Source organism: Indolivaga capnocytophagoides (assembly GCF_036511535.1).
GTDB classification, from domain to species: Bacteria; Bacteroidota; Bacteroidia; order Bacteroidales; family Dysgonomonadaceae; genus Dysgonomonas_A; species Dysgonomonas_A capnocytophagoides.
Map to the genome: position 1 here is coordinate 4,386,888 of NZ_AP028867.1, position 23,164 is coordinate 4,410,051.

Here is a 23,164-nt window from a genome sequence, read left to right on the forward strand (position 1 = left end):
GTTATTAAAATAATCAATAGGTATATAACCTTAAATATTTGCATTGAAGTTATAACCGTAACCTGTACGGTTTACTATATTTTCGCCGTATTTTCCTATTTTCTTTCTTAACCGGGCTATATGTACATCTACTGTCCGGTCGAGAACAACTCCGTCTCCATCCCATGCTTTTGATAGAATCTCAGAACGGGAGAATGTCTTTTCGGTATTCTTAGCCAATAATACCAATATGTTGAATTCGGTTTTTGTAAGGTCGATAAGCTGTCCGTCTATCGTAACGGTTTTTAATTTCATATCTATTTTCAGACTGCCGAATGATAGTCCGTCTTCGGCTGCGGCAATATGCTTTAGTTCGCTGCGTTTCAACACCGATTTGACACGTGCTATGACTTCTTTAATCGAAAATGGCTTGGCTATATAATCGTCTCCACCGATGGAAAAACCCGTAAGCATATCATTTTCTGTATCTCTGGCTGTAAGAAAGATAATCGGAATTTCATTTCCTGTTTTACGCAATTGGTCAGCCATTTTGAATCCTGATACCCCCCCCATCATTACATCAAGCAGGATAAGCTGATGATCGGGGCGAAGCTTCTTCATTGCTTCTTCTGCCGAATCTGCCAGATCGATCTGATATCCTTCGTTTTCAAGATTAAACTGGAGTATTTCCCGGATATCTATTTCGTCATCCACTATGAGGATTGATATTTCTTTAGTCTTTGTTTCCATGTCTTATATCCCTTCCTTCTGTAAGGTAAATGGTTGATTCGCAAATATTAGTCGCACTATCTCCGATTCTTTCGAGATTGTGGGCAATAGAGTTTATATTGATAATATTTCGCACCTCGTCTTCGGTCAGGCTTCTTCCCGAAAATGATGTCTGAGTAGAACGGCTTACATCGTGAAAAAGTTTATCCACTTTGTCATCTTCTTTTATAACTTCATAAGCAAGAGCTGTATCTTCATTTGTAAATGAGATAATCGCATTGCGTAACATCTCATCTACATACTGAAACATCTTGCTTAGCTGTTTTCGTTCTTCTGTAAATTCGGCAAGGTTGAGGTTTGTTTCTCTTGAGTAGTGTATAATATTGAGAAGCATATCTCCCACACGTTCGAGGTTGGTGGTGATATCCTGATAAGTGACAATACGTCTCAGATCGGCTGCTTTTGGTGTAAACTGAAATATAGAGTATACAACCTCTTCCCTGATTTTAATTTCCACACGATCTATAATCAGTTCATTGGATTCAGCTTCTTCTTCTAATGACTCGATTCCTCTGTCCAGCATCAACTTGGCGGATAGTTGTAATTGCAGTAATACTGTTTGCGAAAGCAGCTCAAAATCATTAAGCAATACCTTGAGTTGTTTCGACTTCATATTTGTGGTCATATCGTCTTTTTTTTAGAGTCTGTTTTACAGTATTTTAATACTAAAAGGTTACAAAAGTAACTCTGCATTTGTCTTTTCTGGGTTGTTTCTTTTTATCCCTCTGTCCCCTGAAGGGGATTTTCATTGTCTTCGAAAAGCCCCTTTAGGGTTTTGGGTCATTTTGTCAAAAAGGTAACAAAAGTTACATATAAATTATTACTTTTTCGTATGTTTCCTTTTTCTCTGTTTTTGTATGATCTGATTTCTTCAGAACCTTTTTGTATAGATAAATTTTCAGAGATCTCTTTTATCCGAATACCCCGGTCAGATAATCCTCCGTGCGTTTATCCTTAGGTTTGGTAAACATCTGTTTGGTTGTATCATATTCAACCAAATGCCCAAGATACATAAACATCGAATTGTCTGATATACGAGCAGCCTGAGACATATTGTGAGTTACTATTACAATTGTATAATGCTCCTTCAGTTCCAGAATCAGGTCTTCGATACGGTTTGTCGAGATTGGATCAAGTGCTGATGTCGGCTCATCCATCAGAAGTACTTCGGGTTTCAGTGCTATTGCACGTGCTATGCAAAGCCTTTGTTGCTGACCTCCCGATAAGAAAGTACCCTTCTTAGAGATTGAGTCCTTTACTTCGTCCCAAAGAGCCACGCTTCGCAAGCTGTTTTCAACAACTTCGTCTTTTTCAGACTTACTTAACTTTATATTATTCAGTTTATAACCGGCCAGCACATTGTCGAAAATACTCATCGTCGGAAATGGATTGGGGCGTTGAAACACCATTCCTGCCAGACGGCGGACTTTCATCGGGTTCATTTTGAAAATATCTTCTCCTTTGAGTAGTATTTCTCCTGTTGTTTTGATTTCAGGATATAAGTCGTGCATCCGATTGATGGCCCGCAACAAGGTACTCTTTCCGCAACCTGAGGGTCCCATGATAGCGGTTACGGTATTTTCTCGGATATTGGCACAGACATCTTCTACCGCTTTTTTTTCGGGCGTATAAGAGACTGATACATTTTTCAGTTCGAGGATATATTTGTCGTTATTCGTATTTACTGTATTTTCCATCTTTTTGAAATGCGTTTTGCTAATATATTGATGCTCAAAACCAAGAAGAGCAATAATAGTGACGATGTCCAGACTAACGGAGCCAGATTGGGATCGTTGTAAAATTCCCAGATCAGCAGCGATATAGCACTCGTCGGTTGGGTTATGTTCCAGTTTACAACCGAAGCACCCAATACTGTTACCAACAGGGGAGCTGTTTCTCCCATTACACGGGATATGGCAAGCAGTGATCCTGTAAATAATCCGCTGAAAGCCGAAGGTAATAATATTCTGATAATAACTGAACTGTATGAGCCGCCTAATGCAAGTCCTGCTTCTTTTAATGATGTAGGCAGCATCTTAAGGCTTTCTTCTGTTGAGCGGATAATCATCGGAAGCATCATTATCGCGAGAGAAATACCTCCTGCCAGAGCCGAATAGCTGTACATCGGCTTTACAACCCAGGCATAAACGATTATACCGATTACTATTGACGGAATGCCCTGCAATAAGTCAGACAGACTCCGTATAAGTTTACTGAATGTCCCTTTTGGATTTTCGGCTAGATATATGCCAGTGCAGATTCCGACAGGTATAGCCAATATAATAGAAATAGCTAATATAAGCAGTGTGCCTGTTATTCCGTTAAGAATACCGCCCGGAATAGGATCATTGCTTATCTTCGCAAGCATTGCATCCATCGAAGTGGGGGATACTTCCGTAAATAAGCTGATGTTGAATTGTTTGTATCCTCTTTTCAGTAATTCCCAAATGATGAGGAACAAAGGTATCATAGTAATACCGCTCAGCCCGCAAACTGTGTAAAAGAATAGCTTGCTTTTGTATTGCCTGTATTTTGATGATGAAAAGATTGTCTTTTTCATTTGTTTACAAGTTTCATTATATACTTAGCTACAAAGTTTATACTGGCTGTGATTAAGAACAGTAATAACCCGATAGCCATCAGAGAACTAAGTTTCAGCCCATCGGCCTCCCCAAATTGGTTCGCAATGATACTGGCCATAGTGTTGCCTGTATCTCCCAGAGCCATTGGTATATTGTTTGTATTACCGATAAGCATCGTTACCGCCATTGTCTCACCCAGTGCACGTCCTAATGCAAGAACATAAGCTGCCGTAATTCCCGAAATGGATACCGGAATATTAACAGTGCGGATTACTTCGAGCTTGGTTGCTCCCAGGCTATAAGCAGCCTCTTTTAATTCATTCGGAACCATCGATATAAACTCCGTACTTAATGATGAAGCGTAAGGGATTATCATTATCGCCAGTATTATTGATGCCAATAATACACCGAATCCCTGTGCACTGACTCCCATATCTATCATAATAGGACGTAGTACATAAAATCCCCACAATCCGTATACGATAGATGGTATTCCGGCAAGTAGATCTACAATGGCACTAACAACTGATGCAACCCTGCTGCCTTTGAAATATTCGCCGTTGAACAATGCGATGGACAGAGAAAAAGGTATACAAAAGAACAATGCAAGAAGTGACGTTATGAGAGTTCCTGTAATGAAAGGCAATGCTCCGAAATCATTATTAACCGAATCCCAATGGGTGGAGGTTATAAAGTTAAAGAACCCAAATGCCGAGAATGTATTGATACTTTGTGAAACCAAAGCATAAACAACACCCGCCGTCAACAAGAGTATCAGGCTGGATGCTGTAAATAGTATGGCTTTAAAAATTTTGTCTTTCATTTCAACAATTTTGCTTGACAAACTTATTTAATGGGTTGTCCGTCAAAAGTCATTGACTTGATTATCGCGTCTGTTTTTTCTACAGCTTTAGCAGATAGCGGGGCATAATGTGTTTTTATTGCCAGATCCTGACCATCTTTGCTGATAATGAATTGAAGTAGTGATGCTAGTGTTTTAGCTTGTTCTACAGTACGTTTGTTATAGTTTTGCTCTTTATACACGATGATCCATGTAAATGTGCTGATCGGATAAGCTTCGGGATTGTTTGAGTTTGTTATGATCAGACGGGTGTCATCAGGAATTTCAGTTTCTGCAGAAGCCGATATACTCTTGTCGTTTGCCGCAACAAAGTTACCTGAACTGTTTTGCAATAGTGCAGAAGGTATATTCAGTGCTAAAGCATATTCAGAACCGATGTAGCCGATAGAGCCTACTGTTTCTTTAACGATGCCTGCAACGCCGGGATTACCTTTTGCTGCAACACCAAATTTAAATTTGATCGATTTTCCTGTGCCCAGATCTTTATTCCACAGAGAATCAGTTTTAGACATGTATTCAGAGAATACCGATGTTGTGCCGCTGCCATCCGAACGGTAAACGGGAGTGATAGCCTGATTAGGTAAGTTCAGTCCCGGATTCAGAGCTTTGATTTGTTCATCGTTCCAGTTTGTGATCTCGCCTCTGTATATTTTAGAGATAAGAGCTGAGTTAAGTTTCAGATCTTTAATCTCGGGCAAGTTATAAGATACAACTACTGCACCCAATGCTGTAGGGATATGCAATACATCTGACCCCATTTCCTGCAATTCTTTGTCGGATAAGAATACATCTGTTGCTCCGAAATCAACTGTCTTGTCTTTAAGGCTTCTTATTCCACCTCCGCTGCCTACAGCTCCGTAAGTAATATTGCTACCCGATGTTTCGGTAAATTTTTTGAACACCAGATTGTAATACGGTGCAGGGAAAGTTGCTCCGGCTCCTGAAAGTTTTGGAGACGAATTACAGCTTGTAAGAGCTATTACTGCTGCTATTGCTATAAATAATAAGTTTTTCATAATTTTTGTTTCTAACTTGATAACAATATTTAATGATCTATTTTGTCTGTTTTATGTAATCAGAGTAATAAAAAAGTCTCATGCTTTTTTCTGATGCAATGTTATTGTAGAAATATAACAAGTTAACGACGATTTAGTTACGTTTTCGTTAAGAATAGTTCTTATAAATTAAATTCCACGCTTACAAATAGATATTGTTCCGACTTGTTCCTATCGGGATTGATGTTTCTGAAGTTCGGAGAAATTTTCAGTTGTTTTACCGGTTGGTATTCAACTCCGATAATCATTAATTGCCCGTCTAGACTGTTCCATGGCGATGTGAAGTTCTCAGGAGTCTTTGAATCCATAAGATCGTAACGGCCGTATAATCTCCACTTGTCGGCAATCTTTCCGGATGCGTACAGCGAGTATCCGTAATAGTCCTTGTCTTGTATAAAGCCTTTGTTGAAGACCCTGTTGTACTCTGCTCCTGCTGAAATAACAGAATTTTGGTATCCTGCGAAAAGAGCTATTGATTTCTGATCAGAATACTTGCCTTCTGTAACATTTGAGGGTAATGCGTCTCGCATATCTTCTCCGTCATTATAGATGTCTGCATATATCCGGAATATCGTATTTTTGAGGGGTTTTATGCTTAGGCCTGCCGCATATCGGGTACTATTGTTTTGTTCTATTTTCTTGTAACCTTCGCCATTTGTCAGGCTGATATCGGCGGAGAGAAAGTCGTTGAATTTGTATTGTGCAGTTACACCCAGATCGACACTGGGAGCCATTTTATTCAGGTCTTGAAATGATTTCAGAACATACCGGTGTTTCCAGTAGTTTTCCTGCATGCTGAATTGAAGGAGACCTATTTCCCCGACACTGATATCGAAGCCTTTGTCCTGCCAACGGATAAAGGCATTACGGAGATAAACTTCGTAACTTCCTTTATCGTTTTTTCCTGATGCTCCATCTATTATAACCTGAGCCTGAAGGGTAGGGGTGATCTGATAACTGTATCCTAGAAATGCACGGGTGATATCGAATCCTGATTCGTTATTGACCGAACCGAATCCTTTGCTGTAATCAAAGAAACTGCGGGCTATAATACGCCCTGATGGTTTAAAAGTAGTGGTGTCTTTTTCTTGTGAAAAACTTTGAGTTGCGAATGCCAGCAGCATTACAGCAACCAGAAATAAATTAAGTCTTCGCATTTATTCAATAATATTTGATTTATTGCAAAGAAACAACAATATAATCTCTTTTAAGCTACTTTGGTGTTACGAAACAGTTAACATTAAAATTGAGTCGGTAATACTTCAAGGGCCTCTGCTACAACAAAATTACTGCCGCCGATAAATAGGACATCTTTTTCTGAAGAATCCGCAATAGCAGTTTCTACAGCTTCTTTGACAGTATGAAAAGTTTTACCCGACAGTCCGTGATTTTCGCCTAGTTTCGCTAATTCCGTTTCTCCCATGGCACGCGCAATATTAGCTCTTGTAAAATAATAGATAGCAGATTTGGGCAGAAGGTCGAGAACATGGCTGATATCTTTGTCGCTTACCATACCGATGACTATTCTCAGATGATCAGAGGGTTCTGATGAAAGTTGTTCAGCCACATATTTAATGCCTCCGACGTTGTGTCCGGTATCACAGATAATTTTCGGGTTTGCTTGTTTTACGATCTGCCATCTACCCATCAGTCCGGTGAGTTCGTTTACCATGCCGAATCCGGAGTATACGGACTGTATGGTTGTGTGTATACCTTGCTTGCGGAGAACATCTACGGTACACAAAACCGTTGCCGCATTCTTTATCTGGGGTAATCCTCCCAGTTCTCCTTTCAGATTAGGGAAAGCATCTGTTTGGAACAGCCACGAGCCGTTGTCTAGCTTATCTGCAGCATGAATAAGATGCTGGTCTTCCGCAAAAATAATAGGTGCATCTTCCGAGTCTGCCTTATCCTGAAATACTTTCCGAACTTCGCCTTCCGCTTCACCTATCACTACCGGTACGTGAGGCTTTATGATTCCTGCTTTTTCATATGCTATTTTAGGTAACGTATCACCCAGAAACTGGGTATGGTCGAGACTAATGTTAGTGATAACAGATACTATCGGCGTAATAATATTCGTGCTGTCCAGCCTTCCTCCTAGCCCTACTTCGATAACTGCTATATCTATCTCCTGATTGGCAAAATAGCAAAAAGCCATCATCATTGTCAGTTCGAAAAATGAAGGATGGATGCTTTCGTAACTATCCTTATGTTTTGCTACGAAATCAATAACATATTGTTCCGATATTTTTTGACCGTTTACTCTGATCCGTTCTCTGAAATCGACCAGATGAGGAGACGTGTACAAGCCGACTTTATAACCCGACTGCTGCAATATTGCTGCTAATAAGTGAGACGTGGAACCCTTTCCGTTAGTACCGGCTACGTGTATGGTTTTATATCGGCTATGTGGGTGGTCGAAATATTTATCTAATGCAAGGCTGTTGTCCAGCCCTTCTTTGTATGCGCTGCCTCCTATGTTTTGGTAAACAGGCAATTGGTTGTACAGATATTGTACGGTTTCCTGGTAGTTCATTTTATAACAAAGGTGTAAATAACCGTAGAAACGATTCCGCAAATCGTTTATAGCGGGGTCTCTTATTCCATGTCTCTAAATCGATTGGTACCGAAGACTGCATATCTTTCAGAAAAATATCTTTAGCAGTCAGCGTTGTATCTCTATTATATATAAAGGCATCAATTTCAAAATTATGCTCAAAACTCCGTACATCCATATTCGCTGATCCCGTGATAGTGAGGGAGTCATCTATGACCATCAGTTTAGAATGTAAAAATCCTTCGGTGAAGAAATATATCTTGACCTTCGACTCCAGAAAATCTTTGATGAATGACATTGATGCTATCTGTACAAAAGTCGTGTCGGACTTCTCGGGAATCATTATTCGTACATCAACACCCGACATGGCTGCGGTTTGCAATGCCAGCATCAAAGCATCTGTTGGAATAAGATACGGAGTTTGTATATAAACATACTCTTTGGCATTGGTTATTGCCTGAAACATCCCCTGATGTATTTCTTTAAACTCTCCGGTAGGTCCGCTTGTCGCAATCTGCATCAGATTGTCTCCCTTGGTTTCTAGCAGCGGGAAATACTTATTTGATACCAGAAATTCGTTTTGAGAAGCATACCAGTCTATCACAAAAGATATTTGGAGCCCGTGAACGGCTTTGCCCTCGAGCTTGAAGTGGCTGTCTCTCCATATTCCAGTACCATTTCCTTTGATATAGCGGTCTGCGACATTCATCCCACCCATAAAACCTATCTCTCCGTCTATAATAACAACTTTCCGGTGATTGCGGTAATTAACACGGCTGGTAAGTATCGGGAATGCGACTTTAAGGAAAGGTGTAACCTGTATTCCGGCAGCAGCCATTTCTTTATAAAATGTTTTCTTGGCTTTCCATGCCCCCATCGCATCATACAGTACTCTTACCTCTACCCCTTCTTGTACCTTTTCTATCAGGAGATTTTTTAATTTATGACCGATCTCATCGTCCATAAATATATAATATTGAATGTGTATGTGCTTGGTTGCTTTTTTTATTTCGGTGAAAAGTGAATCGAATTTAGTCGCCCCGTCGCTGTAGAAAGTGATATTACTTCCTCCGTAAAGCGGACAGTCGTTTAATTTATTGAGAAGGTTTATTAATCCTTTGTATTCAACCGGAGTATTTAGAGTTTCTTTCAATTCGATACGCTCCAGGGTCTTTCTATTCAGCTTTTTATGCATCTTTCGTGATATAAGCCGTTGTTTTCTGTGATCTTCCCCGAAAAAGTAATAGAAAATAAGTCCGACTAAGGGTAAAAGAAGAAGTACCAATACCCATGATATTGTTTTCAATGGATTACGGTTTTCCGAAATTACCACGATCACCACCCCCAGTGCCGTAAAAATATACAGTAGCTGGAATACAAGAATGAAATTGTTAGCCGAAAATACTTCTAACAAAGGCTTTAAATCGATTTTTAATAAAAATTCATTCAATGCAGTAGTAAATAATTAAGTAAATGAAAGTATTTAAATATATATTAAGTTATAACAGACTCAGGTTATTATACTTGCCAAGGCAGTAAACAGGTCTGATGTCTTAACCCTGCTGATCGAGTAATCTCAGTAAATCTTCCCTCAATATATTTCTATCCCAAGAGTATGTGTTGTCGCTAGCTTCTATATATGTAACAATGTCGAGGGCAACGTGCAGTTGGTATATGTATTTAATATCGGAAATATTGTACTTGTTTAAAAGAAGTTTGGCGTATTGTTCCAATAGGTCAGGATCTTTTATTTTGTCTGTTAGTTCACTGGCCGTATCAGATTGTGTTGTGTTGAAGTTTGATTGAAAAAAGGCCATACAATCATTGATTATTTCTTTTTCCTCAGTAGGGTTCTCTCCTTCCTGAGCCTGTTTAAGTTGTTGAAGTTTTGCGAAAAACTCTTCAATCAACTTTATTAAATAATCTTTTTTGCGTTGCTGAATCATTCTAATTAAGTGATGATTAATAAAACCTATCCCCTAAAGGGAACTATCCCTGCTTTAAAGTCCCCCTTAGGGAAGTTAAGGGATCGACACTTATTTCATAAGATTAATCCTTTTCCGATCAATAAACAAACAAATAAATATTCCGACTGTATAGCATATCATATCTCCCCAACTGAAAGATGAGCCAATGACTATCCGCATTATTTTGTTGTCTTGCAAATGCAATATTTCGACCAGATTAAAATATTGTCCTATTTCTATGGCATAAGCAAATAACAGAGTGCCGATACCGATATAAAGAGGATTGGTGTAAATAAATGCCTTTGCGAAATAATAAATCATGATTACCACTAATATATCTCCACCATAGGGGCGGATGATATTGTCTTTTATAAAGATGGCAATAATTACTTCTATAGCAAATATAAGTAAAAAAATTAAAAAGGATGTTAGATGAAATCTGAATTTGAAAAGAGTGTTATTTTCTGTATTTGCCATTTGTTTCGTCTTCAAGTATATTTAGGTACGATTTGTACCTGCTTTCGCTGATGTAATGATTTTCCACAGCTTCACGTACTGCACATCCGGGCTCGTTGATATGTATGCAGTTATTGAATCGGCAGTCGTGCGAAAATTTGAATATTTCAGGGAAATAGTGTCCGATTTCTTCGGGAACCATATCTACCGTACCGAATCCTTTTATTCCGGGAGTATCTATGATAAATCCTCCTTGAGCCAGTTCCATCATTTCGGAAAATGTAGTTGTGTGCATTCCCTTACCGTGATAGTCGGATATGGCTCCGGTTTTAAGCTTCGATTCAGGAACCAGAGCATTGATCAGTGTTGATTTTCCTACGCCCGAATGCCCTGAAAATAATGTGATCTTATCTTTCAGATTGCTTTTCAGTTCATCTAATCCTATATTGTTCAGTGCAGATATTTTATGGCATGGATAGCCGATGTAGCTGTATAGATCTATGAGGGCATTCATGTATTCGGTTTCGTCTTCGTCGTATAAATCCACCTTGTTGAACAGCAGGTTGACAGGAACCCGATAAGCTTCCGCAGATGCCAGAAAACGATCTATGAATACAGTTGATGTAATAGGTTTGGTTACTGTTACGATAAGGAAACATAAATCGAGGTTTGCCCCGATGATATGCGAATGCTTGGATAAATTTGATGACCTGCGAATGATATAATTCTTGCGGTCAAAAATTTCCGTAATGAGCCCTGTCCCGTCTTCATTGGCAAGAAAAGATACTTTATCGCCAACCGAAATAGGATTTGTACTCTTGATCTCTTTGAGGCGGAAATTGCCTTTCAGTTTACATTCTATATCTTTTCCTTCCTCGGAGCGGACAAGATACCAGCTTCCTGTGTTTTTTATAACCAGACCTGTCATCTGTATATTATCATTGTTTTTTTTTAAGGTCACAGACCTATTTAGTGCTTTGGCAAGTATAATGCCCCAAGCTTGTTATTTTATTGAAAATATATATCTAAATACTTTCATTTACTTAATAGAAGAAAACAGAGCAAAGAACCAAGAGGTCTCCTCTAAGCCCTTCACTCTGTTTATGGTTTTGTTACAATATAAAAAGTCCTGAGACCTTTATACTGTAAGTATTTCTTTTTCTTTTGCAGCAAATAAGTCATCAATCATTTTGATGTATTTGTCATGGATTTTCTGGATAGATGCTTCTGCGTCTTTAGCCACGTCTTCGGGAGTTCCATCTTTCACCGATTTTTTTACAGCGTCAATTACATCACGGCGGGCATTCCGTACACTAATCTTTGCATCTTCGGCTTCTTGTTTCGATTGTTTAACCAGAAGCTTACGGCGTTCTTCGGTCAGCGGAGGAATAGACAAACGTATAAGTTCTCCGTTGTTATCGGGATTTAGTCCCAAATCAGAATTAATGATTGCTGTTTCGATTTCTCTCAACATATTTTTTTCCCAAGGCTGGATTATAATAGTACGTGCATCAGGAGTGTTTACCGAAGCTACACCTGTCAGAGGAGTAATGCTTCCGTAATAATCAATTTTGATACCGTCCAATATTCTCGGATTTGCTTTTCCCGCGCGGATATGAGCCAGTGATTCTTCAAGGAATTCAACTGAACTTAACATTTTTGCTTCCGCTTTTTGTTCTAACTCTTTTATATCTGCCATTTGTTGTAAAAAATTTACAATAAAATAATGTTTATTACTATCCTTAAAATAGGTATATAACCTTAGGCATGAACATAAGTTCCTATGTTTTCGCCTTTTATAACCTTAACAAGGTTTCCTACAGTATCCATATCAAAAACAACAATCGGGAGATTGTTTTCCTTGCACATGGTAGTTGCTGTCAGATCCATTACTTTCAAACCTTTGTTATATACTTCGTCGTACGAAATCCGGTCGTATTTAGTTGCAGTCGGATCTTTTTCGGGATCGGCCGTGTAAACACCGTCAACCCGTGTGCCTTTCAGCATTGCATCCGCTTCTATTTCTATACCCCGGAGTGCCGAGCCTGTATCTGTAGTGAAGAACGGATTACCGGTTCCGCAGGATATAATCGCTACTTCTCCGTTTTCCATTGCTTCTATTGCTTTCCATTTTGAGTAAAATTCGCCGATAGGTTCCATCCGGATCGCTGTAAGCACTCTGGCTTTTTGTCCGATGGCCACCAGAGCCGAACTTAGACCTAAACTGTTTATAACAGTTGCAAGCATTCCCATCTGGTCGCCTTTGACCCTGTCGTATCCTTTAGAAGCACCGCTTAATCCACGGAAGATATTTCCTCCTCCGATAACAATACTCACCTGAACTCCTAAATCGACTATCTGTTTGATCTGTGCCGCATACTCGTTAAGACGTTTTTCGTCGATACCGTGCTGCTTATCACCCATCAAAGACTCTCCGCTAAGTTTAAGTAAAACCCTTTTGTACTGTGCCATTAATCAGATATATAAATAAGTAACAGAAAATATTTTCGGCCTGCGACCTTAAAAATAGAAATTACTGATGCAAAACTAATAAAATTTGTATGACAATAAAAATCAAGGCAAGGTATTTGTATATTATCATACAATAAGAATTTAATGGTTTGTTGATAAGTGTTTATGACAATCAGTCAAATAACCGGATTGTTCCGCTTTCGCAGGGGTGTATTGCATACGCCCGAAATAAATAAAAACAACAAATAGGCGACAATATGTCCCTGCGATGAACACGATTAAGTAATGGAACGTAAAATCGGTCAGAGACCTTAATCTAGTATCGGAATAATCAGCAAACAGACTGAGACTTTAAACAAACTGAAATTATAAACGTTAAATAGAAAAACATTAATTATATGGCTTTTATTGATTATTATAGCGTACTCGGGCTGTCGAAAACAGCTACTGCGGATGATATAAAGAAGGCTTACCGGAAATTGGCTCGTAAATATCATCCGGATGTAAATCCCAATAATGACGAAGCACATCAAAAGTTTCAGCAGATAAATGAAGCAAATGAAGTGCTGAGTGATCCTGAAAAAAGAAAGAAATACGACGAATACGGCGAAAACTGGAAACATGCCGAAGAATATGAAAAAGCCCGTCAACAACAATCGCAGCAAGGAGGATTCTCCGGTTTTGGAGATGGCGGTAGTGGGTACAGTTACAGTTTTTCGGGTGAGGATGGTGAATTTTCTGATTTCTTCGAATCTCTTTTTGGAAACAGAGGAGGGAGCAGAACCGGAAGCAGCCGTGGATTTAAAGGGCAAGACTTTAAGGCAGAATTACATCTGTCGTTGAGGGATGCTGCTCAAACCCATAAACAGACACTCACCGTAAACGGAAAAAACATACGGATAACCGTTCCTGCCGGAATTGCAGACGGGCAAGTCATCAAGCTGCCTAAGCAAGGCGGAAAAGGTACTAACGGAGGCCCCGACGGCGATTTGTATATCACATTCGTTATAGAAAATGATCCTGATTTTAACAGGGTAGGCGATGATCTGTATCATACTGCTTCACTCGACTTATATACTGCTGTTTTGGGTGGTGAAACAACCATAGATACGATTTCGGGAAAAGTAAAATTAAAAGTAAAACCCGAAACTCAGAATGGAACCAAAGTTCGCCTGAAGGGAAAAGGTTTTCCTGTTTATAAACAGGACGGACACTTCGGTGATTTATATATAACTTATTCGATACAGATACCGACCGATCTGACCGATGAGCAGAAATCATTCTTTCGGAAGTTGGCAGAATCTAAAAAATCATAACTATGGAAACAGGACTAATTATAATAGAAGAATATTGCAAAAACTCAAGAATAGAGTCTTCTTTCGTCAGTTTGCTGATAAATGAAGGGCTGATAGATGTTCAGGTAGCAGACGGACAGATGTATCTGTACGAATCGCAGCTTGCTGAGCTCGATCGGTTTGCTAACCTATACTATGATCTCTCGGTTAATGTCGAGGGTATAGATATTATTCATAACCTGCTGAAGAAGATGGAGAATATGGAGAAGGAACTCTACATTCTACGAAAGAGACTTCACGTGCATGATAATTTGTGGGAAGGAATCGACTAAGATCACTTAGTTTCCACCTCTTTATCATGTTCCTTTGCTTCTTTTGATAGCTCGGGGTAAGCCACACGGGAGTGGTATATAGTCATCAGCTTGTCTTTAAAGATTGATTTGGCCACCTCTATATCAGAAAAGGTTATCGGGGCATTTCTCAATAGTTTATCAGCCAATTGAGAGTCTATCAGCCTTTCTACCAGATTTGAGATAGATTCTTCTGTATATTCGGGAAGACTGCGTGATGCGGCTTCTATTGTGTCAGCCATCATCAGGATGGCTGTTTCTTTGCTGAAAGGATTAGGCCCGGGATACGAAAAGTCAGCTTCGTCTACGTCTTCATCGGGATGTTCGTTTCGATATGAATTATAGAAATATTTAACTTTTCCGGTTCCGTGGTGTGTTGCAATAAAGTCGATAATTTGTTGAGGTAAATTATACTTCTTGGCAATTTTAATTCCCTCCGCAACATGTCCTATAATAATTTGAGCACTTTCTTTATATCCTAATGCAGTATGCGGGTTCATTCCCGGAATCTGGTTTTCGGTAAAATATGCAGGATTTGTCATCTTACCAATATCGTGATACAGAGCTCCTGTTCTGACAAGTTGAGCATTAGCTCCGATACGCGATGCTACCGCTGCCGCTAAGTTAGATACCTGCATCGAATGTTGGAAGGTTCCCGGAGCTACTTCCGATAGCTTTTGCAGAAGCGGTTTATTGATGTTCGATAGTTCTATCATACTCACACCTGATATAAATCCGAAAGCTTTTTCGCACATGTATACCAGTAAGTATGCGAACATAACAAACATAAAGTTGATGCCGAAATATAAAAACATCAACGGATCTATTTGCTTGAAATCTCCTTTTAGGGCAAGTGTAACTCCTACATAAAGAGAAGCATATGCCAGAAGTATAAAGAATGATGCTTTGATCAGCTGAGATCTTTCAGACAAGTCTTTCAGACTGAAAATACAGACAAATCCGATAGGTACTTGCAACATCAGAAATTCGTGCGGAAAAGGAACCATCAGCGAACTTATGAGTGAGGTGACAAGGTGAGTGATCATGGCTGTACGAGAGTCTATAAAGGTACGCACCATGATTGTTGCTATAGCAAAAGGTATGACGTATACATTTATGCCTGCCTTAAGAAACAGACTCGTGAGTATACAGAATAAGACAATCATGAGTAGCATAAACAGCACATTTCTCCGGTCGAGGTATTCCCGTATCCTGAAAAAACGCAGATAGGTCATGAATGCCATGATAAGAGCCGAAATAAGAATGATATCACCCAGAATCATCCAGTTGCGGCGTGTGCCTGAACCTTCTTTTTCTTCGGTCATTTTTTGCAAAGAGTTGAGCATGTGTACGGTTTTAGCCGTAACAATCTCTCCTCGGTCGATGATTTTTTGTCCCGCCAGGACATTCCCTTCTGCAAAAGGTATTCTCATCATTAGTTCGTCCTTGGCTTTCTTCGAAAGTTCAGTGTCTTGTATGATGTTGTCAAACAGATAGTTGTTGAGATTGAGCGATTGCAGTGTCTGAACACTCAATGTTGAAGGTGCATCGTTGATCAGCTTTTCGTAAGCAAGCTTCGATGTATAGAATGAATTTATCGCTCTGAGGTCGGCGATATTGTCATTACTAACCAGATATAGCTGCTTTAGACTGCTGTTTTCTATCTTTTCATATTCCGTAGCGGAAATAAGTCCGGTTGAATATATCTCACTCATTTTTCGTTGTACGTACGATATATATTCAGTACCAACGTTAGCAGCCTTCGCATCGTTTGTAAATATAGAGATCGATTGTTCGGCCCTTTTTTTATCCTGAGAATAATATCCTACATATTCACGCATGATACTATCCCGTTCGTGTTCTAGCTGAGCCTCAGGTTTATAGATAGGGAAATCGAAAGGGGCAGTAACTAAACCATACCGCCATGGTTTGCCTTCGCTTTCGTCATAACTGACCTTCGATTCGCGTGGGGCAAAATAAGCTATCAGTATTATTGCAAATACAAATAAAACAGGGGTTGGTATATTTACTTTTCTTTTCAGGATTTCCATATATCGTAGTCGGATTGGTTTATCAGCTTTTTAATAAAAAGTTAAAGTCGTCTTTAGAGGTCAGCTCCACAGTTTCTGTTCCATGTTTGAAAATGCGGGCAGAACGTTCTCCTATCAGAGATAATTTGCCGTCTTCGAAATGCAGTATTGTTGATTCTCGTAATCCTACTACATAAATATCAGGGTTTTGTATAATAAACTCAGCTATTCTCATCTCTCTGGTTTCTCCCCCGTGATTGGAAGGATTGTCATCAAGATAATGAGGATTTATCTGAAACGGTACGAGATTGAACGTTTCAAAACTTAAAGGAGCTATTATCGGCATATCGTTAGTGGTGCGCAGGGTAGGACAGGCAACATTTGAGCCGGCACTCCATCCTATGTAAGGTGTCCCCTTTTGTACTTTTTCACGGATTAGATCTATCAGTCCGTTATCCTGTAAAGTACGAGTCAATTTCCATGTATTTCCTCCGCCTACCATGATGGCATCTGCATTGCGGATGGCATCTTGCGGATTATCGAATGTGTGTATGCCTTTAACTGTTAAGCCTACTTCGTTCAGGCTTCCGTTTACTTTGGCTGCATATTCATCGTAAGAGAATGTTACAGCAGCATAAGGCACGAATACTATATTTAAAGGTTTATCACCTAAAAATGACTTGATGGTTTGTTTAGGATATCCCAGATATGATTCTCCGGGGTTGGTTGAATTACTTAATAATAATAATCTCATAAATACTAACTGTTAAGGTCTCAGACCTTTTTATTTGTCTATTCAAGATAAGAACAATAGGGCGTTATAACTTTGAAACACGATATTAAATTCTTACTATTACTTACTTTTATTTTACAAAAATATATATAATATACTTGACTATGTGTATTTTGGTTTATAAAAGTTGCTATATCCGAGTCGGAAGGACCGCCCTATAGCTCTTTTTCATTATATTTGTGATAGATTCATTTAAAATTAAAGTATCATGGTAAAACATATTGTTTTTTGGAAACTCAAAGACGAGGCTAATGGTAATGACAAGGCTGCTAATGCCCAATTGATTAAAGAAAAACTCGAAGATCTGAACGGAAAGATAGAAGGACTGGTAAAGGTAGAGGTCGGGATCAATTTTCTTGATTCTCCGGCAAATTACGATGTTGCTTTGTATTCAGAAGTAGCATCGAAAGAAGCATTGGATTTTTATCAAAATCACCCTCTGCATCAGGCGGTTCTTCCTTTTGTGAGAGAAGTGGTGTCGGGTCGTATTGCCGTTGATTACGAGATTTAAAGGTCTCGGACCTTCTTATTACCTTGGTAAGCGAAGATGTAATAGAAAACAGTTGTTAAGTTCGTAGGCCTATATTAAAAAGAAATGCAACACGAAGATATTATCCGCGATATACGTCGTCGATGCCGTATGGCGATGAATGGCATTGCTTCGGCAAGTATGAGAAGTCATGGATTAAATTATAAACTCAATTTTGGAGTTGATATAAAGAAAATAAAAGAGATTGCCGCTCGTTATGAGTCTGATCTGCAATTGTCAGAGTTGCTATGGCAGGATGGAACCCGTGAATTAAAAATTCTGGCTACGATGCTTTGTCCTCACGATGCTTGCACTAAAGAGTCTGCTTGTGAGTGGGTAAGGCAAATTCCTAATCAGGAGATAAGAGAACAGGTTTGTATTAACCTTTTCCAATCTTTGACATATGCTGATCAATTGGCATCGGAATGGGTTGTTGACAATGATTATGAAGTTCGTACAACCGGATATTGGTTATATGTCCGGCGGATATTGACAAAACAATTGACTCAAAATATAGATATAAGTGCTTTCGTATATCTTTGGGATGATGTAGTGTCTCCACAGGTGTCCCTGAGAAATGCAGCTTTGCTTTTTGCTAAAAATGCAGGCAAACAATCGGCTGCTATTGCCGAAGAGATAATGAGAAATCTGTCTAAGTACAAAGATTCCGAAGATGATTTTCTCCGTGAGATATATGACAGTATAGCGTTTGAGTTCGAATTTTTTTATCAGGGTTAATCGAATAGGTATTTGATTTCTTTGAATCCATATTTTCGGATGTCACCCCATTTTGTTTTCAGTACAAGGATCCCTGTTTCTTCGATATCGGCTATACAGGCAGAGAAAGTACCGTCTTTATCAGCAAAATTATAGAATCCCTCTCTTCGGTAGAGGGATTTTTTATATCGAGTTTTGATTTCTTCTCTATTGATCGGGGTGTTTAGCCCGGTATAATAATCATACAGGTTTTGTAAGATTTTTTTGAGTATGGCAGCTATATCGTAATTGATACCGGTTATTTGTTTCAATGAAACCGGATTAGGGGCATTGCTTTTAAACTTGGTTTGGTTGATATTGATTCCGATGCCTAAAATGGATTGAGTGATATTATAACCCATAATGTCATTTTCGATAAGCATTCCTGTAATTTTTTTATCTTTCCAATAGATGTCGTTAGGCCATTTTATTGTAATATGGTCAGTATATTCGCTTAACACATCTCTTATAGCCAATGATGTGATCTGGGAGATTAAAAACTGATCCTCCGGTTTAATGTTTTTAGGGAAAAGCACCGTACTGAATGTCAGATTTTCTCCTTTTTCAGACTCCCAGGAATTGCCTCGCTGGCCTCTCCCTGCTGTTTGGAATCCTGTGTAAACGGTCGTTCCGTCGGATAGGGTATCGGTACCTATATTTCTTAAATAGGAACTAGTCGAATCCAGTTCTTCTATATATATGATGGGTGATTCGAACATCTGTTATTCGTTTCTGAGATCGTTGTATTCTGTTTGTTTCTTTTTTGGAAGTTTCTTTATTACTTCATCAACCGAGTGCAATATCCAGCCTTTCAGGTCAGTGTCTTTTTTTACTTCTTCAATATAGACCGAGTTCCAGTATTTCTTATTACTATGGTATCCGGGTATTACACATTCATGGTGTTCTCTCAATTCTATGGCATATTCGGGGTCGCACTTCAGGTTTATCATAAATCCCCGCTCTTTGCGATCAAGAGCCATAAAAGCGAACATTTTATCCATCACTTTAAATACTAATACCGTATCATCAAAAGGAAAGCACTCCTCCGCTCCTTTTACCGACAGGCAAAACTCCCGAACTTCTTCTATATCCATAATTTTATCCGTTTAACGGAGGAAAAAACGCATCCTCGATGTGAATAATCTCTGTTTGCTTTTTGTTGAAAATGATTGATATAACATCAAATCTTATTTGCAGGTTTGTTTCTTTGGTTTTGAGGTAATGATCGGCAGCAGCTACCATTCGCTTGATCTTGGCATCCGAAACAGCAGTTTCGGGATTTCCCCAACGTTCCGAAGAACGGGTCTTCACTTCGACAAAAAGAAGAAAATCCTCACACGATGCCACAATGTCAATCTCGTGCCTTTCCCCTATCCAATTACGTTCGATAATAGTGTACCCATTATCGGAAAGGAAATCGGATGCAAGGTCTTCTCCTTGCTTGCCTAGTTTGTTATGCTGTGCCATTGTTTACAAAATAATAGAAATTTATCTTTTTGTCCAAAAATCTATATAACGTTGCGCTACAATATCTGTATTATGGTATTTCTCTACAAATTTACGGCTCATATTGGATAATATAGGAAGTTCCTCCCTTTTCCGAACAATATTTTCGAGTTTTTGAAAAATATCTGTTTCATCAGGAAGTATATTTACAATTGGTTTAAGTTCCTCTTCCCCCAGAAGTGAGTACATCTCAGGTTCTGCACCGCTAACAGCAATCAATCCCTGAGCCATAGCTGTTAAAGCGTTCATTCCCGGCGTGTACGAATATATCTGATCCAACAATACATCCGATTGAGCCATAAGCTTTAGATATTCGGTGTTTGGAATATTCTCTGCTTTGTTAATTTCTACTTTATCCGAATACTTCTTCTCAATAAGTTTAGCACTTTTCAATAAGACATCGGTGCCTTTCAATTGGTCTCTGTCTGATTGGATACCGATAAAGAAACGAACTTTGTCATCTTTCGTCCCTTTTTGTTTGAATGTTAGTGATGCAGTGTCTATAGGGATAGGTATATAGGATAATTTTTCAGAATAAAAAGGACGGTATGATTCATAATATTCATACAAGCATGATATAATTCCATCGCATGTTTCCGCAATATATTGATTTAGATATATTTTTTCTTTTCTTTTCCATTCTTCAGCCAGCATTCCGGCCATCTGTATATTTGTAGCCGTTGTACCTATAAAGTAATCGGAATATCGAAAAACTTTTTTGTCTAAACAAGCTTTTATCCAAAAATGATCAGTACCAAACGCCCCTAAAAAAACTTTGCCGTTCTTACGTTTCAGGTATTTATATAACCATAAATTACTTTCGGCACGCATATCTATAAATAATGGATTTTTGATCTGTACGATATCGTATCCTTTTAATTTATCCAGATTGTTATATATTGTCCACGCATATCTGAAACTGTCTGTAATATTATATCCTCTGCGGCTCAGGTCTATATCCCTTTTGTTATCCATCCACCTGCTGCCGTCCGAAGCTACGGTTACATCGTGTCCGAGCCGGCGCAGACCTTGTGCCAGCGTCCAATGTAAGTTGCTGCATTCTCCTAACAAAAGAATTTTCATCCGGTAAACAGTTACTAAGATTTGTTTTGGTCAAAGGTAAAAATTTTCCGATAAAACTATTCTGTTTATATTTATACCAGAAAACATGATTTGATGGCAAACGATAAAATAGACATAGTGATTCCATGGGTCGATTCTTCGGATTCTTTATGGCAAACTCAATTTAAGGAATACGTTTCTACCAATACGAATGGAGATTGTCATCCGATACGTTATCGGGACTGGGAGTTGATGCGGTATTGGTTCAGAGGGATCGAGCAGTTTATGCCATGGGTCGGAAAGATTCATTTTATAACCTGTGGACATCTTCCCGAATGGATTGGTCTGTCTAATCCTAAACTGAATTGGGTAAAGCATCGCGATTTTATCCCGTCTTGTTATCTGCCCACTTTCAGTGCTAATACTATCGAATTGAATTTGCATCGGATCAAAGGATTATCGGATCGGTTTATCTATTTTAATGATGATATATTTGTGCTTAGGCCGATTCCTGTTAGACGATTTTTCAGAAAAGGACTGCCTTGCGATTTAGGGGTAATGACAGCTAAGCCATCAGATGGAGGGATTATTCATATGGCAATCAATGATCTGGATGTTATAGATAAACATTTCAATAAGCGCAGGCAAATGAGAACGAATTTTCTGAAGTGGTTCAATATTCGTTATGGTATTGGTGTAATCAATAATATACTGCTCGCTCCTTGGCGAGACTTTTCGGGCTTTATAGATCCACATCTTCCGAATGCTTATTTGAAATCGACATTCGAAGAAGTTTGGGCTGCCGAACCCGACATTCTGGAAAAGACTTGTCTTTCTCGATTTCGTTCGAATGAAGATGTGAATCAGTGGCTTTTTCGTTATTGGCAGCTGGCTAAGGGTGATTTTCATCCAGCAGATACCAGACGGAATACAATCTCAATGGATATTACGGATAAGGATATTCAATATATTGTTGATTGTATAACAGGCGGAAATCTTGATATGATCTGTTTGAACGATAATGTTAATATTCAAAATTTCGATATAGTAAAAAAACAGCTTGTAAGAGGATTTGAAATGATCCTTCCCAAGAAGTCTGCTTTTGAAATATAATCTGTTTGTTTCTCTTTTTTCACTAGATCTTAATATTTCAACTCTAACAGAGATATATAGAACTTTTATAAGGGAGATATTTTCAGTATCTTTGCACTTCTCATTTTACAGAATAAAGAATTTAAGGTCACAGACCTATTTATTGTAGAACAGCAATAGCCTGCTATTACTTTAAAATGCAGCATTAAATACTTACTATTACTTATAAAAAATATGTCAGTAAATAAACCCTTGATATTAGTAACCAATGATGACGGCTATCAAGCCAAAGGTATTAACTCTCTAGTAGAATCGCTCATAGGATTAGGCGAAATTGTTGTTGTTGCACCCGATGGACCTCGTTCGGGGATGTCGAGCGCAATCACATCTATACTCCCGATCAGATGCCATCTGCTAAAAAAGGATGAACAGAAAGACGTTACGGTATATGCCTGTTCGGGTACTCCCGTAGATTGCGTAAAGTTGGGCATCAGCGAAATTATTGGTCGTAAGCCCGATTTATTGGTTTCGGGTATTAATCATGGTTCGAATGCTTCGGTATGTGTGTTGTATTCGGGAACGATGGGGGCGGCTATAGAAGGGGCCTTATTTAAGGTTCCATCCATCGGATTCTCGCTGCTCGATCATGATTACAATGCCGATTTCAGTCATACTTATTCTATAACGAGGGCTTTGAGTCAGAAGATATTAAAAACAGGTTTGCCTTCCGGCGTTTGTCTGAATGTGAATATTCCTAATGCCAAAGATGAACTGAAAGGAGTGAAAGTCTGCCGTCAGGCTGCCGGACAATGGGTCGAAGAATTTAAGCGTTCCGAGGATGGAGCTAACAAACAGGTGTTTTGGCTGACAGGACGTTTTGATAATGACGAACCAAATGATGAAGCAACAGACGAATGGGCTTTAGCAAATGGATATGCCTCTATTGTTCCTATTAAAGTGGATATGACGGATCACGACAGTTTATCTCAAATGCTATCACTGGAAGAGTTAGTCTAAACATATTCGATA

General features: G+C 38.9%; 26 protein-coding genes. 6 read left to right on the plus strand and 20 right to left on the minus strand.

What is annotated here, in order from left to right; genetic code table 11:
- Window positions 1-30: 30 nt before the first annotated feature.
- The 14 genes from phoB to pyrH form a co-directional block, all read right to left on the minus strand.
- The gene (gene phoB / locus AABJ51_RS17705) at window positions 31-729 is read right to left on the minus strand and encodes a two-component system response regulator PhoB (protein WP_026625550.1); all 699 of its coding nucleotides are present in this window, start codon (window positions 727-729) and stop codon (window positions 31-33) included.
- Window positions 713-1,393 carry a phosphate signaling complex protein PhoU gene (phoU, locus tag AABJ51_RS17710; RefSeq protein WP_026625549.1) on the minus strand — a complete coding sequence of 227 codons (681 nt, stop codon included), beginning with the start codon at window positions 1,391-1,393 and terminating at the stop codon, window positions 713-715. Before phoU ends, phoB begins: the two co-directional genes overlap by 17 nt.
- 286 nt (window positions 1,394-1,679) lie before the next feature.
- Window positions 1,680-2,465 (minus strand): phosphate ABC transporter ATP-binding protein PstB, encoded by a 786-nt coding sequence (gene pstB / locus AABJ51_RS17715; protein ID WP_026625548.1) that lies wholly within the window; start codon window positions 2,463-2,465, stop codon window positions 1,680-1,682.
- Window positions 2,450-3,328 carry a phosphate ABC transporter permease PstA gene (gene pstA / locus AABJ51_RS17720; protein ID WP_026625547.1) on the minus strand — a complete coding sequence of 293 codons (879 nt, stop codon included), beginning with the start codon at window positions 3,326-3,328 and terminating at the stop codon, window positions 2,450-2,452. Before pstA ends, pstB begins: the two co-directional genes overlap by 16 nt.
- Window positions 3,325-4,173, minus strand: coding sequence for a phosphate ABC transporter permease subunit PstC (gene pstC, locus AABJ51_RS17725; protein ID WP_026625546.1), 849 nt, complete (start codon window positions 4,171-4,173; stop codon window positions 3,325-3,327). Before pstC ends, pstA begins: the two co-directional genes overlap by 4 nt.
- Before the next feature lie 23 nt (window positions 4,174-4,196).
- The gene (gene pstS, locus AABJ51_RS17730) at window positions 4,197-5,228 is read right to left on the minus strand and encodes a phosphate ABC transporter substrate-binding protein PstS (protein WP_338373651.1); all 1,032 of its coding nucleotides are present in this window, start codon (window positions 5,226-5,228) and stop codon (window positions 4,197-4,199) included.
- A 161-nt stretch (window positions 5,229-5,389) separates the two neighbouring features.
- Complete coding sequence (locus AABJ51_RS17735) at window positions 5,390-6,424, minus strand: outer membrane beta-barrel protein (protein WP_338373653.1); 1,035 nt, start codon at window positions 6,422-6,424, stop codon at window positions 5,390-5,392.
- An 83-nt stretch (window positions 6,425-6,507) separates the two neighbouring features.
- Complete coding sequence (locus tag AABJ51_RS17740) at window positions 6,508-7,806, minus strand: bifunctional folylpolyglutamate synthase/dihydrofolate synthase (protein ID WP_338373654.1); 1,299 nt, start codon at window positions 7,804-7,806, stop codon at window positions 6,508-6,510.
- A gap of 1 nt (window position 7,807) precedes the next feature.
- Window positions 7,808-9,241, minus strand: coding sequence for a cardiolipin synthase (gene cls, locus AABJ51_RS17745; RefSeq protein ID WP_338373656.1), 1,434 nt, complete (start codon window positions 9,239-9,241; stop codon window positions 7,808-7,810).
- A 139-nt stretch (window positions 9,242-9,380) separates the two neighbouring features.
- Entirely contained in the window at window positions 9,381-9,773 is a 393-nt protein-coding gene (locus AABJ51_RS17750) for a hypothetical protein (protein WP_026625541.1), read from the minus strand.
- 90 nt (window positions 9,774-9,863) lie between these two features.
- Window positions 9,864-10,271, minus strand: coding sequence for a ribosomal maturation YjgA family protein (locus AABJ51_RS17755; protein ID WP_338373657.1), 408 nt, complete (start codon window positions 10,269-10,271; stop codon window positions 9,864-9,866).
- Window positions 10,252-11,178: a ribosome small subunit-dependent GTPase A gene (rsgA, locus tag AABJ51_RS17760; RefSeq protein ID WP_026625539.1), complete on the minus strand. Its 927-nt coding sequence runs from the start codon at window positions 11,176-11,178 to the stop codon at window positions 10,252-10,254. The genes AABJ51_RS17755 and rsgA overlap by 20 nt, the downstream gene beginning before the upstream one ends.
- A 210-nt stretch (window positions 11,179-11,388) precedes the next feature.
- On the minus strand, window positions 11,389-11,949 hold the full coding sequence (gene frr / locus AABJ51_RS17765; RefSeq protein WP_134437183.1) for a ribosome recycling factor: 561 nt from the start codon (window positions 11,947-11,949) through the stop codon (window positions 11,389-11,391).
- Between the two features lie 62 nt (window positions 11,950-12,011).
- Window positions 12,012-12,722: a UMP kinase gene (pyrH, locus tag AABJ51_RS17770; RefSeq protein ID WP_338373659.1), complete on the minus strand. Its 711-nt coding sequence runs from the start codon at window positions 12,720-12,722 to the stop codon at window positions 12,012-12,014.
- A 398-nt stretch (window positions 12,723-13,120) separates the two neighbouring features.
- Here pyrH and AABJ51_RS17775 point away from each other — a divergent pair, with 398 nt between their 5' ends.
- Together AABJ51_RS17775 and AABJ51_RS17780 are read left to right on the plus strand one after the other, a co-directional pair.
- On the plus strand, window positions 13,121-14,038 hold the full coding sequence (locus AABJ51_RS17775; RefSeq protein WP_026625536.1) for a DnaJ C-terminal domain-containing protein: 918 nt from the start codon (window positions 13,121-13,123) through the stop codon (window positions 14,036-14,038).
- Window positions 14,039-14,040: 2 nt separating this feature from the next.
- Window positions 14,041-14,349: a chaperone modulator CbpM gene (locus AABJ51_RS17780; RefSeq protein WP_338373660.1), complete on the plus strand. Its 309-nt coding sequence runs from the start codon at window positions 14,041-14,043 to the stop codon at window positions 14,347-14,349.
- A 2-nt stretch (window positions 14,350-14,351) separates the two neighbouring features.
- Here AABJ51_RS17780 and AABJ51_RS17785 read toward each other — a convergent pair whose 3' ends face one another.
- Complete coding sequence (locus AABJ51_RS17785; protein ID WP_035331155.1) at window positions 14,352-16,418, minus strand: HD family phosphohydrolase; 2,067 nt, start codon at window positions 16,416-16,418, stop codon at window positions 14,352-14,354.
- A 22-nt stretch (window positions 16,419-16,440) separates the two neighbouring features.
- Window positions 16,441-17,151, minus strand: a complete 711-nt coding sequence (pepE, locus tag AABJ51_RS17790) for a dipeptidase PepE (protein ID WP_338373663.1) — start codon at window positions 17,149-17,151, stop codon at window positions 16,441-16,443.
- Window positions 17,152-17,398: 247 nt separating this feature from the next.
- Between pepE and AABJ51_RS17795 the strand changes: the two genes are divergently transcribed.
- Window positions 17,399-17,701, plus strand: a complete 303-nt coding sequence (locus AABJ51_RS17795; RefSeq protein ID WP_134437188.1) for a Dabb family protein — start codon at window positions 17,399-17,401, stop codon at window positions 17,699-17,701.
- 84 nt (window positions 17,702-17,785) lie between these two features.
- The gene (locus AABJ51_RS17800) at window positions 17,786-18,457 is read left to right on the plus strand and encodes a DNA alkylation repair protein (protein ID WP_026625531.1); all 672 of its coding nucleotides are present in this window, start codon (window positions 17,786-17,788) and stop codon (window positions 18,455-18,457) included.
- Here AABJ51_RS17800 and AABJ51_RS17805 read toward each other — a convergent pair.
- From AABJ51_RS17805 to AABJ51_RS17820, 4 genes are read right to left on the minus strand one after another with little or no spacing between them, the layout of a single operon-like run.
- Entirely contained in the window at window positions 18,454-19,194 is a 741-nt protein-coding gene (locus tag AABJ51_RS17805) for a biotin--[acetyl-CoA-carboxylase] ligase (RefSeq protein WP_026625530.1), read from the minus strand. The two genes, AABJ51_RS17800 and AABJ51_RS17805, sit on opposite strands and share 4 nt — an antisense overlap.
- 3 nt (window positions 19,195-19,197) lie before the next feature.
- On the minus strand, window positions 19,198-19,569 hold the full coding sequence (locus tag AABJ51_RS17810; protein ID WP_134437189.1) for an MmcQ/YjbR family DNA-binding protein: 372 nt from the start codon (window positions 19,567-19,569) through the stop codon (window positions 19,198-19,200).
- Between the two features lie 4 nt (window positions 19,570-19,573).
- Complete coding sequence (locus AABJ51_RS17815; RefSeq protein WP_338373665.1) at window positions 19,574-19,942, minus strand: YraN family protein; 369 nt, start codon at window positions 19,940-19,942, stop codon at window positions 19,574-19,576.
- Between the two features lie 21 nt (window positions 19,943-19,963).
- Window positions 19,964-21,064 carry a glycosyltransferase family protein gene (locus tag AABJ51_RS17820; protein ID WP_338373666.1) on the minus strand — a complete coding sequence of 367 codons (1,101 nt, stop codon included), beginning with the start codon at window positions 21,062-21,064 and terminating at the stop codon, window positions 19,964-19,966.
- Window positions 21,065-21,157: 93 nt separating this feature from the next.
- Between AABJ51_RS17820 and AABJ51_RS17825 the strand changes: the two genes are divergently transcribed.
- On the plus strand, window positions 21,158-22,156 hold the full coding sequence (locus AABJ51_RS17825) for a stealth family protein (protein ID WP_338373667.1): 999 nt from the start codon (window positions 21,158-21,160) through the stop codon (window positions 22,154-22,156).
- 213 nt (window positions 22,157-22,369) lie between these two features.
- Window positions 22,370-23,152: a 5'/3'-nucleotidase SurE gene (gene surE / locus AABJ51_RS17830; protein ID WP_338373668.1), complete on the plus strand. Its 783-nt coding sequence runs from the start codon at window positions 22,370-22,372 to the stop codon at window positions 23,150-23,152.
- Window positions 23,153-23,164: the final 12 nt, after the last annotated feature.

Coding starts and splice junctions, on each gene's coding strand:
- phoB (WP_026625550.1), bottom strand. CDS start 729: ATGGAAACAAAGACTAAAGAAATATCAATCCTCATAGTGGATGACGAA.
- phoU (WP_026625549.1), bottom strand. CDS start 1,393: ATGACCACAAATATGAAGTCGAAACAACTCAAGGTATTGCTTAATGAT.
- pstB (WP_026625548.1), bottom strand. CDS start 2,465: ATGGAAAATACAGTAAATACGAATAACGACAAATATATCCTCGAACTG.
- pstA (WP_026625547.1), bottom strand. CDS start 3,328: ATGAAAAAGACAATCTTTTCATCATCAAAATACAGGCAATACAAAAGC.
- pstC (WP_026625546.1), bottom strand. CDS start 4,173: ATGAAAGACAAAATTTTTAAAGCCATACTATTTACAGCATCCAGCCTG.
- pstS (WP_338373651.1), bottom strand. CDS start 5,228: ATGAAAAACTTATTATTTATAGCAATAGCAGCAGTAATAGCTCTTACA.
- AABJ51_RS17735 (WP_338373653.1), bottom strand. CDS start 6,424: ATGCGAAGACTTAATTTATTTCTGGTTGCTGTAATGCTGCTGGCATTC.
- AABJ51_RS17740 (WP_338373654.1), bottom strand. CDS start 7,806: ATGAACTACCAGGAAACCGTACAATATCTGTACAACCAATTGCCTGTT.
- AABJ51_RS17750 (WP_026625541.1), bottom strand. CDS start 9,773: ATGATTCAGCAACGCAAAAAAGATTATTTAATAAAGTTGATTGAAGAG.
- AABJ51_RS17755 (WP_338373657.1), bottom strand. CDS start 10,271: ATGGCAAATACAGAAAATAACACTCTTTTCAAATTCAGATTTCATCTA.
- rsgA (WP_026625539.1), bottom strand. CDS start 11,178: ATGACAGGTCTGGTTATAAAAAACACAGGAAGCTGGTATCTTGTCCGC.
- frr (WP_134437183.1), bottom strand. CDS start 11,949: ATGGCAGATATAAAAGAGTTAGAACAAAAAGCGGAAGCAAAAATGTTA.
- pyrH (WP_338373659.1), bottom strand. CDS start 12,722: ATGGCACAGTACAAAAGGGTTTTACTTAAACTTAGCGGAGAGTCTTTG.
- AABJ51_RS17775 (WP_026625536.1), top strand. CDS start 13,121: ATGGCTTTTATTGATTATTATAGCGTACTCGGGCTGTCGAAAACAGCT.
- AABJ51_RS17780 (WP_338373660.1), top strand. CDS start 14,041: ATGGAAACAGGACTAATTATAATAGAAGAATATTGCAAAAACTCAAGA.
- AABJ51_RS17785 (WP_035331155.1), bottom strand. CDS start 16,418: ATGGAAATCCTGAAAAGAAAAGTAAATATACCAACCCCTGTTTTATTT.
- pepE (WP_338373663.1), bottom strand. CDS start 17,151: ATGAGATTATTATTATTAAGTAATTCAACCAACCCCGGAGAATCATAT.
- AABJ51_RS17795 (WP_134437188.1), top strand. CDS start 17,399: ATGGTAAAACATATTGTTTTTTGGAAACTCAAAGACGAGGCTAATGGT.
- AABJ51_RS17800 (WP_026625531.1), top strand. CDS start 17,786: ATGCAACACGAAGATATTATCCGCGATATACGTCGTCGATGCCGTATG.
- AABJ51_RS17805 (WP_026625530.1), bottom strand. CDS start 19,194: ATGTTCGAATCACCCATCATATATATAGAAGAACTGGATTCGACTAGT.
- AABJ51_RS17810 (WP_134437189.1), bottom strand. CDS start 19,569: ATGGATATAGAAGAAGTTCGGGAGTTTTGCCTGTCGGTAAAAGGAGCG.
- AABJ51_RS17815 (WP_338373665.1), bottom strand. CDS start 19,942: ATGGCACAGCATAACAAACTAGGCAAGCAAGGAGAAGACCTTGCATCC.
- AABJ51_RS17820 (WP_338373666.1), bottom strand. CDS start 21,064: ATGAAAATTCTTTTGTTAGGAGAATGCAGCAACTTACATTGGACGCTG.
- AABJ51_RS17825 (WP_338373667.1), top strand. CDS start 21,158: ATGGCAAACGATAAAATAGACATAGTGATTCCATGGGTCGATTCTTCG.
- surE (WP_338373668.1), top strand. CDS start 22,370: ATGTCAGTAAATAAACCCTTGATATTAGTAACCAATGATGACGGCTAT.